At 40.8% G+C, this 17,747-nt stretch carries 17 protein-coding genes; 4 read left to right on the forward strand and 13 right to left on the reverse strand.

Features of this window, described 5'->3' with window-relative positions:
• Window positions 1–145 precede the first annotated feature (145 nt).
• Window positions 146–358 carry a hypothetical protein gene (locus ACXAFE_RS14320; protein WP_475153615.1) on the forward strand — a complete coding sequence of 71 codons (213 nt, stop codon included), beginning with the start codon at window positions 146–148 and terminating at the stop codon, window positions 356–358.
• Between the two features lie 78 nt (window positions 359–436).
• On the opposite strand, the gene ACXAFE_RS14325 is transcribed toward ACXAFE_RS14320, so the two are convergent.
• From ACXAFE_RS14325 to ACXAFE_RS14340, 4 genes are all read right to left on the reverse strand, one after another.
• On the reverse strand, window positions 437–3,400 hold the full coding sequence (locus ACXAFE_RS14325; protein ID WP_475153616.1) for a TonB-dependent receptor: 2,964 nt from the start codon (window positions 3,398–3,400) through the stop codon (window positions 437–439).
• 512 nt (window positions 3,401–3,912) lie between these two features.
• Entirely contained in the window at window positions 3,913–4,569 is a 657-nt protein-coding gene (locus ACXAFE_RS14330; protein WP_475153617.1) for an NAD(P)H-binding protein, read from the reverse strand.
• 139 nt (window positions 4,570–4,708) lie between these two features.
• Window positions 4,709–5,326, reverse strand: a complete 618-nt coding sequence (locus tag ACXAFE_RS14335; protein ID WP_475153619.1) for a LysE family translocator — start codon at window positions 5,324–5,326, stop codon at window positions 4,709–4,711.
• Window positions 5,327–5,417: 91 nt separating this feature from the next.
• A complete protein-coding gene (locus tag ACXAFE_RS14340) occupies window positions 5,418–6,293 on the reverse strand; it encodes an endonuclease I family protein (RefSeq protein WP_475153624.1) in 876 nt (291 codons plus the stop codon).
• A 317-nt stretch (window positions 6,294–6,610) separates the two neighbouring features.
• Between ACXAFE_RS14340 and ACXAFE_RS14345 the strand changes: the two genes are divergently transcribed.
• Entirely contained in the window at window positions 6,611–7,882 is a 1,272-nt protein-coding gene (locus ACXAFE_RS14345; RefSeq protein ID WP_475153628.1) for a sensor domain-containing diguanylate cyclase, read from the forward strand.
• A gap of 137 nt (window positions 7,883–8,019) precedes the next feature.
• Here the strand turns inward: ACXAFE_RS14345 and ACXAFE_RS14350 are convergent, their stop codons facing one another.
• From ACXAFE_RS14350 to ACXAFE_RS14370, 5 genes are all read right to left on the reverse strand, one after another.
• Window positions 8,020–8,463, reverse strand: coding sequence for a hypothetical protein (locus ACXAFE_RS14350; RefSeq protein WP_475153632.1), 444 nt, complete (start codon window positions 8,461–8,463; stop codon window positions 8,020–8,022).
• Window positions 8,464–8,599: 136 nt separating this feature from the next.
• Window positions 8,600–9,193: a lysophospholipid acyltransferase family protein gene (locus ACXAFE_RS14355; protein ID WP_475153636.1), complete on the reverse strand. Its 594-nt coding sequence runs from the start codon at window positions 9,191–9,193 to the stop codon at window positions 8,600–8,602.
• A 228-nt stretch (window positions 9,194–9,421) separates the two neighbouring features.
• Complete coding sequence (locus ACXAFE_RS14360) at window positions 9,422–10,681, reverse strand: outer membrane protein transport protein (protein ID WP_475153640.1); 1,260 nt, start codon at window positions 10,679–10,681, stop codon at window positions 9,422–9,424.
• 136 nt (window positions 10,682–10,817) lie between these two features.
• Window positions 10,818–11,249: an inner membrane protein YiaA gene (yiaA, locus tag ACXAFE_RS14365; protein WP_475153643.1), complete on the reverse strand. Its 432-nt coding sequence runs from the start codon at window positions 11,247–11,249 to the stop codon at window positions 10,818–10,820.
• A 121-nt stretch (window positions 11,250–11,370) separates the two neighbouring features.
• Entirely contained in the window at window positions 11,371–12,111 is a 741-nt protein-coding gene (locus ACXAFE_RS14370) for a helix-turn-helix domain-containing protein (RefSeq protein WP_475153647.1), read from the reverse strand.
• Window positions 12,112–12,240: 129 nt separating this feature from the next.
• Here ACXAFE_RS14370 and ACXAFE_RS14375 point away from each other — a divergent pair, with 129 nt between their 5' ends.
• Together ACXAFE_RS14375 and ACXAFE_RS14380 are read left to right on the forward strand one after the other, a co-directional pair.
• On the forward strand, window positions 12,241–12,582 hold the full coding sequence (locus ACXAFE_RS14375; protein ID WP_475153649.1) for a hypothetical protein: 342 nt from the start codon (window positions 12,241–12,243) through the stop codon (window positions 12,580–12,582).
• Window positions 12,583–12,671: 89 nt separating this feature from the next.
• Window positions 12,672–13,478, forward strand: coding sequence for a DUF2145 domain-containing protein (locus ACXAFE_RS14380; protein WP_475153652.1), 807 nt, complete (start codon window positions 12,672–12,674; stop codon window positions 13,476–13,478).
• Here the strand turns inward: ACXAFE_RS14380 and ACXAFE_RS14385 are convergent.
• The 4 genes from ACXAFE_RS14385 to ACXAFE_RS14400 all read right to left on the reverse strand — a co-directional run bounded on the left by ACXAFE_RS14385 (window position 13,475) and on the right by ACXAFE_RS14400 (window position 17,437).
• Window positions 13,475–14,428, reverse strand: a complete 954-nt coding sequence (locus ACXAFE_RS14385; RefSeq protein WP_475153656.1) for an integrase repeat-containing protein — start codon at window positions 14,426–14,428, stop codon at window positions 13,475–13,477. The genes ACXAFE_RS14380 and ACXAFE_RS14385 overlap by 4 nt on opposite strands.
• Window position 14,429: 1 nt before the next feature.
• Window positions 14,430–15,446: an N-acetyl-D-Glu racemase DgcA gene (gene dgcA, locus ACXAFE_RS14390; RefSeq protein WP_475153658.1), complete on the reverse strand. Its 1,017-nt coding sequence runs from the start codon at window positions 15,444–15,446 to the stop codon at window positions 14,430–14,432.
• A complete protein-coding gene (gene dgcN / locus ACXAFE_RS14395; protein ID WP_475153661.1) occupies window positions 15,446–16,438 on the reverse strand; it encodes an N-acetyltransferase DgcN in 993 nt (330 codons plus the stop codon). The genes dgcA and dgcN overlap by 1 nt, the downstream gene beginning before the upstream one ends.
• 123 nt (window positions 16,439–16,561) lie before the next feature.
• Window positions 16,562–17,437: a LysR family transcriptional regulator gene (locus ACXAFE_RS14400; protein WP_475153663.1), complete on the reverse strand. Its 876-nt coding sequence runs from the start codon at window positions 17,435–17,437 to the stop codon at window positions 16,562–16,564.
• Window positions 17,438–17,747 lie beyond the last annotated feature (310 nt).

Consider the following 17,747-nt stretch of genomic DNA (forward strand, 5'->3'; position numbering starts at 1 on the left):
GTTAATTAACTGATTTTAATATTAAAACCCGAGATGCACTCTCGGTTTTTTTGTTGCGTAAAATTTGCTTTGAATAAAAAGTGTGCGAAATTGATTTTTTATGGTACAAAGTGGTTGTACATAAAACAACCGCAAGAGAATCGTTATGTGTCGTAAAAATAAATTAATTATGCGCGTGGTATTAAGTGAGTTGATGACATCTCACCCAAAGCCAGTTAAGCGCCATGAATTAGAACTGTCTGGCGTGGCAGATAGCGATGTTGATACGGTAATCGAGTATTTAACGCAAGAAAATTACATTCATTGTGATAACCAAGGTCAGCTAATATTAAGCGATGATTTTGAGTCTGTTACGTAACTTGAACTTTGGTTACTTGACCTGATTATGTAAAACAAAAAGCCCGAAATAATTTTCGGGCTTTTTAGGGTACGTAAATTAGAATGAATAACGTGCTTCAAAACGCAGGTAACGTGCTCCTAAACGTGATGATGTCATCCCCCAGTTTGGATTCACTTCTTGCCCGTTTTCACCGTCACGCGCATGTTCTTGTACAACAGCTGTTTGCGTATCGAAGTTAAACACGTTAAATGCTGTTGCTTTTAACTCAAGTGGGTTACCGGCAACTGAAATGTTGTAAGCTAGGCTTAAGTCAAACTCTTTTAGCCAATCTGTTTCGCCAAATGTGCCACGTGGAGCAGGGTTACCATCAGCATCATAGAATGATACATGGTCATAGCCACGGCTATTACATTCACTCCACACTGAGTTCGCTGCGCAGCTATCAATGCCTTCTGGGTGACGTGAGAATCGGCTAATTGGTACACCTGAAGTAACACGCGCGTTAAAGCCAAGCACAAGATTTTCAGTAATGTTGTAATAACCATTTACTTTAAATGAGTGGCGACGGTCATTTGGCAGGTTACCGCTTGAATGATCCATTAAATCAGCATAGTCATAAGAGGTTGTCCAACCTGGATCCGCTTGACCGTTATCGGTACGTACAAGGCCTTCGGTGTTACCCCAGCTGTGCGACCAAGTGTATGATGCATTGTAATGGAAATCGTTGCCAATACTGCCTTTTAAGGTATTTTCAATTGCGCCATATTTACGTTTAGGGTCCGGTAATGCGATGTAATCTGCTGGAATAACAATGCGCTCGGTCACACCGTCGCCATTTGTATCGTAGAAAATATCAAGGTCAGTACCTGGGTTATTCAAGATATAAGCGTAACCAGGATCGCTGTCGATACCGTTTTCTGCAAACCATTTTCGCATAACTGGGCCGTAGTTGGTGTCTTCAATTGATTTCTTTAAGTCGCGATAAATACCGCGTACACCATAAACTAAATCACCGTCTAAAAATTCACCCTGATAACCAATTGTAATTTCATCAGAATACATGGCTTCTAGGTCTTGGCTCACAATCATACCCGTGTTGATCTCACCAGTTTGTACAACATCTTCACCTAAAAATGCACCTGTACTTGGTGAGCCATCAGCAAGTAGCATTGGTTCGCCGTTTGCATCTAAATCACCTAGTTCATAGTAGTAATGAATATCACGGCGTTGGCCACCTTGCGTGATGTTCATGTTTGCTGATACTGGCTGGTAGTAGCGTCCAAATGTGGCATAAACTTTTGACGTGCCTTCACCTAAATCATAAATCGCTTGCAGGCGAGGAGCGATTTGCTCGTCAACATCTACGTACTTTTCACCCGTAGAAACCGTATTGTAAACGCTTGAGTAACGTAGGCCTAAGTTTAAGGTTAGTTGATCGGTAACCATCCACGTATCTTGAATGTAGAATGCGGTTGAGTTAACCTCTGAATTAGTGAAGTCGGTTCTTACACGTTGATCAATAAATGCTTCGCCCGCAGGGTGTCCAACCGGGTTACCTTCCCACGCGTAAAGTACTTCCCACCAACCAGCGCGATCACCAACACCATTTGGGCTGTTTTCGTAATCAACATCAATATTTACGTAATCAAAACCAATCTTGATATCATGGTCGTCGAGTGTCCAGCTAAAGTCTGCGCGGAATTGATCGCGAATAAACTCACTTTCAGTAATTGATGATGCTGACTCTTGTGAGATTTTGTTCCAGCTACCTGAAAGTCGTGACCACACGAGTGGATCTGAGCTAGTTGCTGAGTTATACGTTTTATCTACTGTGCGACCAGCAACCACTTCAATCGACATATCGTCATTGAGAATACCTGAATATGTTAAGCCATAAATATCGCCACCTGTACGGGACTTATAATCACTTCGGAGCTCACCAATGGTTTCTGTTTGCCAATCGTTTGCGTAAGTTTTACCTTTGCCTTTGTTAGTAAAGCCAATGGCTGTGGCAGTAATTGAATGATCGTCAGTAATAAACCAGTCAACAGTAGCAAGGTAACGATCTGATGTATTTTCACCGATATCTATCGTGTTACTTTCGCCGATTTCGTAATCAGTCTTTTCAGGAGCATAAACACCATAAAAGAATAGGGTATCTTCTATTAAAGCGCCGCCCGCCGAGATTGAATAACGGGTAAATGTGCTTTCGCTTTGCGCTGTATTTACGAGGTTTGTGTCTTCTATGGTAATTAAATTGTCGTGATGTGAACGCGTAAGTTCTGGGTCGATACGAGCGTAGGCTTCGAATTCCCACTCATTACTACCTGATTTTGATACGGCATTTACAATTCCGCCTAAAGCACCCCCAAATTCAGGGTCAATGCCGCCTGTCATAACTTCGGTTTGCGCAACACCTTCCCATGGTAAACCTATAGAGCCAATACCGGTTTTGATATTGGTAATATTAATACCATTTAGATAATAGGCATTTTCAGCAGACGAACTTCCGCCAATGCTTGATGCGCCGAATTCACCGTTACTTACAACACCTGGTGTCAGTAAAGCGATTGCCTCAAACCCTGCTTCCACAGGTAAACGCTCTAGTTCAGCTTTTGTAGCAACGATACCACCAGTAGAAGATTCCATATTAACGCGAGCAATGCTGCTACCGGTAATTTCTATGGTTTCCATATCGGTGCCGACAGAATACATGGTATTGTTAAATACAACTGAGCCACCTACGGTCACCAGAAGATCTTGCTCGCTGATCTGTTCATAACCATTTTTTTCAATGGTCATAGTGTATTCACCAATAGGCAGTTTGCGGAGGGTATAACTGCCGTCTTCGTTAGTTGTGATGGTTCGTGTTACGCCCTTTGTTTTATGTTTTAGTGTAACCGTAGCATTTTCGAGTACTTGCTGTTGCGCATTTGACACAACACCTTTCACAGTACCATTGAAAGTGTCATTTGCAAACGCGGGAGCGCTTATCGCGATAGCGCCGGAAACGGCAAGAGCGCATGCCGAACGCTTGAGTAAATTGCTTGTTTTTATCATTGTTGCATATCCTGAATTGTTGTGAAGGTATAATGTATACATTATGTAAATAGATGTAACACGAACGTGCTTGCTGTGTAAATATTGTATACATTATATTTTGTGTTGGTTTACATTTGCGGACGAAATGTAACTCTAGTGAAAAAATTAAAATTCAAATAATGCAAGAGGTTATGGGTTTTTGTTTAATGTATCTTCGGGTGAAATTTAAACAATAATAATTTATTTAATTAGCGGCTTCATAAGGTTTTCGATGTAAAAAATGTGTTTAAGACTGCCAACATTAATCAATTGGATATGTTAAGAATTGAGATCAAAATTAGGCAATGTGAATGTAAAAAAAGCTCATCTTCTTAGTCAAAAAGCATGGCTATTTTTAGTTGTTTGTATGGAAGGAAAATATTAAAAGCTTGATTACAGTACTACTTAAGCCATTGAGCGCAATGCGATTTCAGGAAAATTGGTATGTTGGTAATCTAAAAGTTCGAACGAACTTGTAGTAAATAGCCTAATTAGTCTTTATCTAACTCAAACAGTTGGTCGAGTGAATAAACCGCTAACGGTGATGCTTGATTAAGTGACACATCGAGCATTTTTGTTGCTACTTGCGATGCGGTTATCGGTTTAAAGCGCTTTAAGAAAGTTAACTTACACAGTGTAGGTAATATCAAACTTGCTAAATATTCACCAAGACGAAACGTATCTCGATTCCCCAAAAGTAATGACGGTTGTAAAACACTAATATGTTTAAAAGGTAGCGCCTTTATTTTTGTTTCTAGCTCGCCCTTCATTTTGAGGTACGCGCTCGCACTTTTACTATTAGCGCCACTAGAAGACAGCAAAATATAGCGACTAACGCCATTTTCCGCTGCAATTTTTGCTACTGTATATTGATAATCAATATCGACGATACGTTGTGCGTTAATTGAACCCGCTTGGCGTTTTGTTGTGCCTAAACAAGAAAATAACATATCACCGGTTATCAATGTGTGATGTTGCGCTAGTTCGTCAAAATTAATAATGTGACATGTTACTTTGGCATGGTTGTACTCAACATTTCGCCTTACCAGTAAATTTATGTGCTTAACTTGGTCACATTTAATTAATTGCTTTACTAGTTTGCTACCAACAAGGCCTGTTGCACCAATCACTGTTACGTTAAACGCCATATACTTTTCTCAATCTTTTCGTATTCAGCTTATTGCTATCGCTTTCTATTTTTACTTTGTTGTTCTACAAAGTAACGCGGCCATTAATCTCTTTTTAATTTAAAAACGATTTGGCCTGAAACTTAATACACGCCAGCCGCTAAATATTGGTTACTACAACGCGTATTGCCAACAAAATAAATGCAATGGCAAGAATATTATTAATTGCTTTGCCGTATCGTAACAATTCAAATTTTTGATTAGCATGACTCGTAATAAGGCTGACCAAGCAATACCATAGTGTGTCGACCACTAAAACAGTAATGCACATAATAGCCGCTGAACTAATCGTTATGCTATCTGGGTCAATAAACTGTGAAAATAGCGCCAAAAAGAATATAGCGAGTTTTGGGTTTAAAAATGCAATGGCAAAGCCATCTTGCGCTGCAGCAAAATTCCCCGTATTTGCATTATTAGCGATTTCAAAGTGGTTGGTTTTTTGTCGCAGAATATTAACTGCGAGATAAACTAAATAAGCGGCACCAGAAAATAAAATAACTTTATAGGCAATAGGAAATTCATGGATAAAACCCGCTAATCCAACAACCGCAAGTGTTGCGTAAATTCCAACCCCCATGCCATGGGCGATGCTGGCAATCAGCCCTTGTTTTAACCCGCGAGTCATAGAATGAGATAACACCACAGCTAAACTAGGCCCTGGGGACATAGCACCGATTGCGCAAACTCCGACAAGGCTTATCCAAAGTGTAAAATCCATAATTGTTCCTTTTCTTAGCTGTGATGTTTACTGGTGCTGCAAATTTAACATACGTGTTTGTTTAGACTGTGTAAAAGCTAAATTAGACGATTTAATCACAATCGGCTTTATACAAAAACGTAACCCATTCAGGGTGGTCGATAAAGGGATTACGATTTGCTTGAAAGGTATAAATTACCGTATTTCTGTTAATTTCAAAACTATCAACTGGGTCGGCAAAATGCCACTGTAATAACGTGCATAAATCGCCAATCTGGCCAACGCCGTCTTCGATTTTGCTGCGTGCAGTATCGTGATGCGTTACAACTTGTAAATCTGGCATATCAGGGTGTGAATCACTTTCATACATCACGTCCATATAAAAAATCATGCGCGCAATATCGCCTTTAACCCCGTTATGTGGCTCAAAAGATAGGGACTTGTGCTTTTTATTCCAAGGGGCTTCTTTAATCGGCATACCCCCATTAAAAAAGTCATTATCACTGCGCTGAGTATTGAGTGACACATCGGCTGGTTTTATGTGATGAACATCGGTATAGCCTTGTTGCGAGCGCTTCGGAAAGCCATGACTTTTGGGCCAAATATGTTCTCGGTTCCAGTAATCTTGATTACGGCTAAATTTACCGGTGCCATTATGTTGTTTTGGAATCGAGGTGTTTTTGTAAATTAATCTGATATTTTCGCGATTATTTGGATCTTCATCGCTGTAGGTAAGTACCGACCATACCTCTTTATATTTAAGAGTGTGAAATTGTCGATTGATATCTTTATGAATGGCGTGTTTGAGATTTTGGTGATCAGTTGTGAGCGTGCGGTAGCTATCGCGGTAATAATTATTTGCATCAAATAAGCTGGCGTCTTTAACGGTGTTGACGATAGGGCAATGAGTACACGGAGCATTCGATTTTGCAAGTACAGTACTAACACTCAAATATAAAACAAGCAAAAACAAACAAGGTTTTAACATTACGCGCATTTATTATTATTTTTTTAGGCCGCTAAATTGTACCTAGTTTATTGATAATTATGCAATCAAAAGCCGTGTGGTAAGTAAAGTCACCAGATTTACACTAGTTTATCTACTAAAAAACCTCACTAAATATAAGTGATTGACTTAGTTGGTATTGTTGCTTAATTTTTCAAGTTTAAGAGTGTCAGAAAAGGGTAAAGTAAGATATACTTGAGTAATATACACGCTATTGTTTCATGCCCGTACACACTAGTGTGGCGATTTATTATGTCGCGCAGGTAAATAATTCCAAGCAAACTGACATTAGGTGACCAATGACGGCTGAATTAATGAAGCGAATCGCTATTTTAGAAAGGATGCTAGATAACGTGGGTGCTTGTATTTTTAGTAAAGATTTAGATGGGCGATATACTTATGCTAATCAAGCCGTCTTAAATGTGTTTGATTTAACCGAAGAAGAAGTGCTTGGAAAGGATGATAGCCATTTTTTCAACTTAGCTAAGTCGCAAGAAATCATTGAAAATGACCGCGCCGTAATGCAAACAGGCAAAGTACTGGAAAAAGAAGAAACAAGCTTCGTAAAGCCCTTTAATAAAGAAGTCACCTACCGTATTGTAAAAAAGCCAATTTATGATGAAGACTCAAAAGTTATTGGTTTATTTGGTATTGCGAGTGATGTGAGTGAGCAACGTGAATTAGCAAGTAAAATACATGAACAAAACCAACTGCTTGATATTGTTTTAGACAATGTCGCAGCGCACATTTATATGAAAGATGATGCCCGTGAGTTTATGTATGTTAATGCTAAAGTCGCCTCGTTGTTTCGCTTACCGGTAAAACAAATTATCGGTGCGAAAGAGCAAGACATATTGCCTGCTGAAATGGCTGCACATTTCCACCAAAGTGATTCGGAATTATTTGCCAGTGGCAAAAAGCAAACGATTGAAGAAACCGTTACGGATGAAAGTGGTAATACGCGCCACTACCTAAGTGTAAAAGTACCCTTTGAGCAACAAGGGCGCCGTTCGCTTATTGGCTTTTCTACCGAAGTGACAGAGCTTTATGAGCTGAAAGAACAATTTCGCAAACAAGCTAACACCGACTATTTAACCGGACTATATAACCGCCGCTATTTTGTTGAAGTTGCCGAACGTGAATTTAAGCGAGCGGTGCGCAGCGGCGAGCCATTTGCATTAATGTCGCTCGACATCGATCATTTTAAGCGCATAAACGATAAATATGGTCACCCCGCAGGTGATGAAGTGCTTAAAACAATAGCAAAAAACCTGATAGGAAATTTACGTGACGAAGACGTATTGGCACGTATTGGTGGTGAAGAATTTGCCATTATTTTGCCACATACGACCTTTGAACAGGCTAGCAAGGTCGCAGAACGAATTCGCGACTATCAATCATCTCATGCCATTGCTACAGAGCAAGATGACGTGTTGGCAAAAGTGAGTATCGGCTTGGTGATGGGCGAACATGATGATGAAACGTTTGATAGTATGTTTAAACGTGTTGATAAAGCGCTTTATCAAGCTAAAGAACAAGGCCGCAATCGAGTCGTCGCGCACGTAAGTTAAACTGTTGTACGTTACTCATTTTCAAACAGGGCATTTTACAGCCCGTTGTTAGTTAAAAGCCGCGAAATCGCGGCATTTTTGTATCTGTTCGCGTTAGTTCGAACACTACATCGCGAATAGATGAAGTCAGTAACCGGTTATTGGGTGCGTGTTTGTTCTAGCCGCGTCAGTACATCAATGGCATTTAGATAAACCTCATTCGACCCACTGCTTTGCCCGCCAAATGATGTGCTTAGCTTATAGGTGTGTTTCATATCATTGAGTAAATCATGCTTTTGATTTGGTAATTCATTCATTGAGGTGGGGGCGCCAATTGCCATCATTTCACCGCGGCCAATAAATCCACCTTCAAATAACTCTTTAGATAGGCTGCGAATTTCATCGCCATAGATACTGTGTAAATCGTACTGAGAGGCAATGGTTTGCCAGTTTTCATTCATTTTATGGGCTTGTTCACTGATTGACACCGAATCACTGACACTTTTGTTCACTGTATCTTGAGGCGTTTGATCTGCTTGTGTCACCCGAAATAATTGAGGTTTGTTAACCGCACTGAGGTTACTTGCGCTGTATACATTCATAATTGAGTTCCTTTCATACGTATTGTGTGGAACAAAATATGAGCAAGTTAAGTGCCAACCCGAATTATTTTAGAGCGTTAACAGCGCATAGTTATTTCAATTTTGTTGCGTTTGCACCCGTAACACAGTGTACTATTTAACCTGATACATTGTTTGGGTATTTAGCCATCGCCTTTGGATATTGTTGTTTGATAAGGGCTAAGTCAGATTCGATATTACCGCTTAGTGTAACCGCTGGCATTACAATAAATTCTTTGGTGCGAAAATCGAGTGCCATGGGCACAACAGGAACATTAGCAGCATAGGCTATGTGTAAAAAGCCCGTCTTCCATTCATCGGTGTGTTTTCGTGTGCCTTCTGGCGCAATGCCTAGAATCAGTTTTTCTTGTTGCTGAAATACATCGGCAACCTGTGCAACTAAACCATGTTTAGAAGAGCGTTCAACGGCAATGCCACCCCACTTTTTAAGTAAAACACCCAGCGGCCAGAAAAATATGGTGTGTTTACCAAGAAACTTAATCTCGATACCTAACGAAAGCTTAACGGCAATCGCGATTATAAAGTCCCAGTTTGATGTGTGTGGTGCCACAGCCGCAACAAATTTTGACTGATCTGGGAATGCCCCAGAGACACGCCAACCTAATACCTTTAGAAAGTTGCGTCCGATAAAACGACCAAGTTGGCTGTTTGTGCGAGGAATAGAATGAGGAATGTCAGTGTGCATAAGCATTTATTATTTTTACTACCATCTATCACCATCACAGATTTAGAGCATAAAGTCTAGTAACTGTGATCTATAACGAGTTCATCTTTATACGTGAAAGCACTTAAAGAATCGATATCAACTTAGGGAATTTAATATTATTTACAATAAAACAGTCTATATTCTGAGTGGAGATATGAGTTAATAAAACAAAGTTAAAAAATTAAAAAAGAGGCAAATGCCTCTTTTTTGCGATTAGAATGTGTAGCTGTATTGCACTGCAGCTAAACTGGCGTCGCCGTGCGATTCAAAACCCCAAGTTTGGCCTAAATCATCACGTTCTTCAAAACTAACCGACTCACCATCAATGAAAGTGACTGCAAAATCAATTTTATGCTGTTTGTTAGGAGAATAGCTTAATCCGGTGCTGTACCAAATTCGGTCGCTATCTGGAATTGAAATTGACTTGTGCGCCGAGTTAGTCGGTGTTGCATCATTGGCGATACCTGCACGGATCATTACTGTCGGCGTAAGTTGATAACTCGCACCGAGCGATACACGATATGCATCGCTGAAATCTTCAGTTTTGCTAAATACTGCGTCTTCTTTGCCTTCGACATAAGCGGCTAACTCTTGGAAATCACTCCAGTCGGTCCATTGCACGCTGTAATGAATAGCCAATGCCGGAGTTAATGCGTGATAACCCGAAAACTCAGCAATATCAGGTAAGGTAATGGCAAGTTCGCCTGGTAATACCTTACCTTGTAAGCCACCGATCATGGTAGGTAGTTGATTAGAGTAATCACCTTCTAGATCGAGCTCTACTTGAGAGCGGTAGCTTAGGCCAAAACGGTGGTCATGGTTTACTTCGTACAATGCACCGATATTCCAACCAAATGCAATATCATCACCTTCTAAGTTCGCGGCTTCTAACTCATTTGGTAGGTTAAATGCTGTTTCACCAAAGTGTCGAACTAAGTTTGCGTCGGCATAGACTAAATTTAAACCTGTGCCTACGCTCAGTTGCTCTGTTACCTTGTATGCAGCACTTAGGTTAAAATTGACCGTGGTAAGTGATGTTTCGCCAGCAAGTTGGCCCGCGTTGTAATCGTCATTTAGCTCGGTACTTAAACCGTAGTTTGAAAATGCACCACCACCAAGCGTTAAATGCTCGTCGATTGGTAACACAAAATACCCTGCTGGAATGACAGCTGAAGGCGCGATGCTGTTGTCATTTAAGCTTGCGATATCACTGCCGTTTGAGGCACTTAATCCAGATACCGACACATCGGGCGCAATGTATGACACAACACCACTGATTTGTGCGTCTTTAATTTTGCTCATACCTGCAGGGTTACGCGCAACAATACTGGCATCATCGGCAATTGCAGCGTCACCTGCGAAGGCTCGGCCTAAACCTGATGCACTGTGTTCATTGAGTTGAAAAGCGCCAGCGGTGGCATTTGCACACACCATCATTAGCGATGATGCGATAAGTGTTTTTCTAATAAGCACGGACGTTACTCTTTATAATAAGATTTCGCGCTAGTGTAGAGTAATGAAAAGTGTAAGCCTGTAGTTATTGGTGATTGTTGTAATTGCGTGGTTACAAATGTAAAAAAGGGAAGCACGCTTCCCTTTTTAATTGCTATTATTCAATTATTTCTGGCAATGGAGAGGCATCTTCATCCTGTTTGAACGCTAACATATCGCGAATATTCTTTTGTACTGTGATGGCTGAAAACAGTGATAAGGTATACGCCATGGCAAAAAAGCCCTTTTCACTGAGTAACATATCGGCGTTAAACAGGCCAATTGCGAGTAATGCGATAGCAATTGCCAGTGATACCCAACAAATCATTGTGTACGGCTTTGATATAGGTAAACCTTGTTGTTTATCACGTACCACTTTTTGTAACGACACTGCGGCAAATAAACTGTAAAGCAAAATAATTAGGTAATAACCTTTCTCGTTCAACAGTAAGGTTGCATTGTATAAGCCAATTAAATATGCGCCCATGCCAATCACTAAACTTGCGATCGCGCTTAATTTAAATGCGCTGGTTGGTTTTAAATTATCCATAATATTTTTCCATGCTTGTGAATTAAGTTACATACAAGTATCTGGATAATTACAAATAAGTAAACTTTGCTTTTGAAAGTTGCTTATTTTACGCTTAATGGTATTAATTTATGCTACTAAGTTAGCTTTTTGCGCGTTTAAACTGCTCGAATAACGATGGCTCCCATGGGCGCATCGCAAACAATATGCCCATGTGTTTGCGTTTATCAAGGGCAAGATCGGCATCTTCAATATTGAGTTGCGCTGCTTCTTTAGTCAGCTGCTCTAGTTTCTTCTTAATGTAATCGATGGAAGTTTGTGAATAACGGCCGCGTAAATAAAAGCGAGATGCATCAATGTTATCGAATTTGTTAGCCATAAACTTAGTCATGACTTCGTTTTCCATAAAGCGCTCTAATGGTCCATTTTTTTGCCAACGAAAATCTTGTGCGATAAGCGATTTGTAATGATTATTGGGCAAGAGCTGAATAATTTTGAGTTTGTCTAGCTTAGCCATCAAACGGATCGCTTCGAATTGATCTATGTCGTATTGCTCAATAATTTCATCAAATTGCCAGCCATCGCGAATACATACCGCAACAAGTAACAGTTTAGGGTTATCAACCAGCTGTTGTTCTTGTTCTAAGTTTAATTGTGATAATTGGCTTTGTTGTTTCTCAGTTAATGAAAACAAATCAGTAAGGCTAATATTGAGCAGTTGGCAAATTTGTTCAAGCCGCGTTAGCGAAAAGTTATTACTAGCAAAAACACGCTTTACATTTGCTTCACTTAAATCTAGATGCGCTGCAACATCGCGGTAGGTAAGTTTATGTTGTTTAAGCAATTGTTTAAGCGTTAAGGTGACGCTTTTAATTTGGCTCATAATCATCCTTGGTATTATTTTTTGATACTTTAAGTCTTTAAATTTCATACTTCAACCATTTTGGTTTACATAGATAATTCTTTCTCCTAATTTAAAAAACGTAAACGGAACCACCCAAGAGGAATTAACATGAAGTTTATTAAATCAATTGTAATCAGTTCAGTACTTTTCGCAGCAATGCCGTATCACGCAAATGCAGCATCAGATAATTTTAGTGAGGCGAGCAAACATTCATCGCTAGCAACGGTCCATTCAGCAAAAGGCTCAGCACAAGTTGCTAGCGGTGTAGTCGCGGTACCTTTAATTGCCGCTGGCAGTGTTGGCATGGTGAGTATGGCTGCGGGCGATAAAGCAATGCGCACTGCAAAATCACTTAGCAAAAAACCAGATGCATCGCTTGAAATTACCGAGGTGACCATCACAGTAGACCGTTCACCTGCACATGCAATGAAGAAAAAATGCAAGCAGTAATTAAGTAATCTGAATACGGAATAACAAATTACTTTCTAGCAGCTACTTTTACTTATTTCCGGGTTAAATAGTATTAAGGGAGAAACATTATGAAATGGACATATGCGCTAATTAGTTGCTTGTTGTTATCGAAGGCTGCCATTGCAGGCAGCCAGCAACAACAAAAGAAAACGTTTCCGGTTGAGGATGTCACCGCATTTGCTAAACAAGTTGAACACTATGCCGCTAAAAAAGGTGCGCGTGCATTTATTATTGCGCGCATGGGGCAAGCGAAAAAAGATTTGCCAAAAGGCGTTAATTTCACCCATTCGGCATTAGCGATTTATTCGGAAATTGCCCTTGATAACGGCGACACAGCGAAAGGGTATGCTATTTATAACTTGTATCAAGAGCCAAAAGATAAAGACAAAAGCAGTTTAGTGACCGATTATCCTGTGGATTTTTTTTGGGGTGTGCCTGAGCTTACAGCGGGTATAATTATTCCTGACAGTGACCTACAAACAAGGCTAATTGCAGCCGTTGTTAACGGTAATAATGTTACTCTGCACAATAGCAATTACTCACTTATATCAAACCCTTACTCAACAAAATATCAAAATTGCAACGAGCATTTACTAGATCTGATTAACTCAGCGATTTATCAAACTACAGATAAGCAGCAATTAAAAGCGAATACCAAAGCGTATTTTAAGCCGCAGCGTATTAGAGTAAACCGTGTAAAATTGGCGATGGGAAACTTATTTATGGATGGCGTGTCGACCGATGATCATGGTACGAAAATTTATACCACCACGTTTACGAGTATTGCGAAATACTTGTCATCGTATGATTTGGCGTCAAATGTCATAACGCTTAGTTACAATCAACCCGCTCGTCAGTTACTTGCGTCTAACTAGCGCATATTATGAGTCAGCGTAGGAAAACACTGATTGGTGCGGTAACTCGCACCTAAAAAATCTCGCCAGCCTTGCCACTCATCATACACTTCATTAGGTAAAATCGGCAGGTTATCTGCAATGAAATGGCGCTTGGTAACATAGTCATTAATACTACGAAATTGTTGTTCGCGCACCATAGTTTTAAGTGTTGAAAACGAAGGTAGTGCGTGTTGGTTACAATCGCCTATTCCTAAGAAATCACGCCAACCAATCCAGTCTTCTTTGTACTTTTCGCGCGGTTTACAGGGTAGGCGAATGTCACAACGTTTCGCGCGTTTTTGATAATCACTGGCTGAGGTAAATTTAAATTGTTTCGCAACCGATTTGGCGGTGCTGTATTCACTGTAAAGTTTATTGTCTTCACGTTTAGTGCCTAAAAAGTCATACCAAGATACCCAGTCGTTCGCATACTGTTTAATTGGGTTAGGAGGCAGCTTTTCGTCATGTTCTTTACGTTTTGCAAAATAAGCAAGCGAACTTGAAATACCGAGCGCTTTTGCAGCTTGCTGGGCTTGTTTGTAGTCTTTGTAATAGGTTTTTCTTTTGATGCCTAGAAAGTGCGACCAACCTTGCCATTGCTCTGCGTAAAACTGTTCAGGTACTTTGGGCAGGCGCTCGTCAATTGATTTACAAAATAGCTTATATGCACGGGCATTTTTAAAATTGGCGTTTGAAGCAGTGCGTTGTGCACAGGAATAGTCTTTGTAAAGTCTTTCTGTGGCGGGGGCTGTGTTTAAAAAATCATGCCAGCCTTGCCACTCATTTTTGTAATAGGACTGTGGATTAGAATGTAAGCGACTATCGCATTGGCAACGCCGATAGCGATAGTCGATTGCACTGGTAAAGTTAAAAGTGTGTGCTGCGTGCTTGGCTTCGGCAAATGTCGTATAAAAGTCACGCTTGCTCATCCTAAAGCCCCGCTATTTTGCTTGAGTGTGCTTTTGCTTCCCCCCAAATAAAGGGGGTGGGTTGAGACATTTGTGTACCATGAAACTCAAAGCCACATACAATATCGCTGCTAAGGAGCAAAGGCCCGTCTAAATCAACAAAATCCGCGTGTTGTGCAATTAGAAAGGCGGGTGCCATCGCTAACGAACTCGCTACCATGCAGCCGGTCATAATAATAAAACCGTGTTGTTTTGCTTCGTTTAATAAAACTAATGCCTCGGTTAGACCGCCAGTTTTATCAAGCTTAATATTGATTGCCTGATAGCGGTTTTTAAGCTCTGCTAATTGGTGTCGTGTATGGCATGATTCGTCGGCACAGATTGGAACGCACGGCGTTAACTGAGCGAGCGCCTGATCATTATCGGCTGACAGGGGTTGTTCTATCAATGCAACATTGTACTGTTTCAGCGTAGGCAATACGGCTTTTAATAAATCGAAATTCCATGCTTCATTCGCATCAACAATAAACTTGCTGTGTGGCGCTGCTACGTGAATTGCTTTCATTTTATCTAGCACCGAATCGGCATCAAGTTTGACCTTGATGAGCGGTGCATTGGCTAATGCTTTTGCCGCAATAGCCATATTTTGTGTACTGTCTAAACTAATTGTTTGAGCTGTCGTTAAGGGGCGTAATGGTATTTTCAGCATTTTGCTAACACTTTGCGATTGTGACTTCGCGTTAAAGTCCCAAAGTGCGCAATCAAGCGCGTTACGAGCGGCACCTGCTTTTAACTCACTGATTGCGTGCTGGAGCGCAGCGTCCGATGAAAATTCACAGCCCAGCGCTTCGATTTGTGCAGCTACTGATGCACAGGTTTCACCATAGCGAGCATAGGGCACAGCTTCACCAAAGCCTTGAAATTCGCCGTCTGAAATTGTCACAATAATCGTTTGTGCATGGCTTTTAACCCCGCGTGAAATACGAAACGGCTGTGCTAAGGGCCAAGATTGTTGATGCAAGGATATCGAAATAGCCATTATAAATTGTCCACAATTGATTGTACGCCATGACGTAATGGATCAACCACGGGCAGTCCCAGCTCTTGACTTAAATTACGGCAGATTTCATTGGCTTGTTGTTCACTTACCGAGGATGTATTAATTGTAATACCAGCAACTTTAACCGCTGGATTAGTGATACTGGCTGCCGCAAGATTAAGTTCGATTGTGTGCTTTAAAGTAGGTAAAGGGCGATCTGTTAGCCCGCGTATTGAACTGCGTCCAAGCGCATGACAAATAACCAGCGCATCTGGTTGTGAACCGTGCAATAATCCAAGGCTAACTCCTGCAAAGGCGGGATGCGATAACGAACCTTGGCCTTCGATTATATCCCAGTGTTCAGCAGTATTATTGGGTGATAATGTTTCCGCTGCACCGCTAATAAAATCTGCCACTACACAGTCAATTGCAAGGCCTTTGCCCGCAATTAGTACGCCGCATTGACCTGTTGCGCGAAAATCCACATTTATGCCGTTTTCACGCATTGCACTCTCAAGGGCTAACGAAGTATACATTTTGCCAACCGAGCAGTCAGTACCAACGGTCAATAGGCGTTTACCGCTGCGTTTATAGCCAGTACCGGTGGCGAATTTTTCAGTTGGGTGGCGAATGTCGATTAATTTGCAGTGATGTTGTGAACTTAGCGCTACAAGCTCCTGAAAATCAGTGAGTTTATCGTGAAGGCCGCTGACTATATCCATGCCATTTTCAATTGCTTCTTTTATATAGGGCAGCCAGCTTTCATCAATTTTTCCGCCAGAATTGGCAAACCCTAGTACAAAGGTTTTCGCTCCTTTTTCAGCAGCTTCGGCAATGCTCATATCGGGTAAGTTAGCACTTTCAGAACAGCCATCTAAACGATATTGACCAACGCATAACTCTGGCTTCCATGTGGCTACGCCTTTGGCCATTTTGATGGAAAGTGGATCGGTGGCATCGCCAAGGAAAACTAAATAAGGGGCTTGTAGCATAGTGGGTCTCGTTGTTCTTAATGTTGATACCGCTACACTAAGTGAATGTACAAACCTTGCCTATTTCCAAGCCTTTTTAGGCCTATAACTAAAGGTTATAGGTGTTATTTTTGAATGTGTTAACTAAACCTGTTTCAGTAAAATATCGATAAATGCCTGGCAGTTAACCGATAAAGGTTTATCACTTAAATGAAGCGCTTGTACATCAAATTCCAGCTTAGGTTTGAATCCTGCGTAGTCGGTATCATTTGTTAAATTACCTCGCGCAGTAAATTCATCTACCACACATACGCCAATATTTTGCGCCACTAAACGCGACGCAATGAAATAGGTTTGTACTTGAATCGAACTTGACACACTGACTTCATTTTCGGATAAGCGATTCCATAATAAGTCACCGAGCGGTCCGCTATCCCAAATGCCGATTAGTTCATGCTTTGCCAGCTCACTGGTTTCGATATTAGTTTGCTGCGACGGTAAAATTGGTTTGGGTGCAACCATTACCATCTCGCTTTTACAAAGTGGAATTGCGCTGATGTTGGCTATCGGTGGTGGGGAAAACATAATCGCTAAATCGAGTTTATGTTCCATCAATGCTTGTTGTACATCTTCGTTATGTAATGTTTGCAAGTTTATATGTACTCCTGGGTAGCGCTTTTTAAATTCGCTAATTACAAGAGGAATAAGATCAAAACCAAGCGCTGGAGTAAAGCCAATATTAATGTGCCCAGAGCTGCTTTTCTTGATATTTTCTGCGGTATTTCTAACCCCGCGGATCTGCTTGTATACCTTGTCGACTTCGCTAAACAAGGCTTCTGCTTGCGAAGTGGGGATAAGGCGTCCTTTTACCCGTTCAAATAGTGCAAAACCTAATTGTTGTTCGGCATGAGCCAACACCTTACTCACTGATGGTTGAGAAACATGAAGAAACTGCGCCGCATTGGTGATTGAACCAGTTGTGTATATGGCGTGAAATACTTCAATGTGTCTTAATCGCATAGTGCTCTCGTTCTTTTAATGCTGAATTTAATGCTTAGCAAGTCGCTAAATTGGACTCGTTGTAAACCAAAAGTCTGCTCAACGTATCGATTTATTATATTTGTATATTATTTTATGCAATAAAACGAGTTTCTGTGAGAAAGATGTAACGTCATATTAACAAAGGTGAAATCCCCCTGGTAGTGACGAAATAATCGCTATGCATAACTTTAGGTTATGGGGTGGTAAAAAACTATAAGTTGTTATTTTGAAGCCCATCTGTAACTTTTGTTATTCAGAAATGAACAGCTAACCCTGTTTGGTAGCGTCA

The sequence above is a fragment of the Pseudoalteromonas sp. ABV4_021 genome (assembly GCF_056159365.1).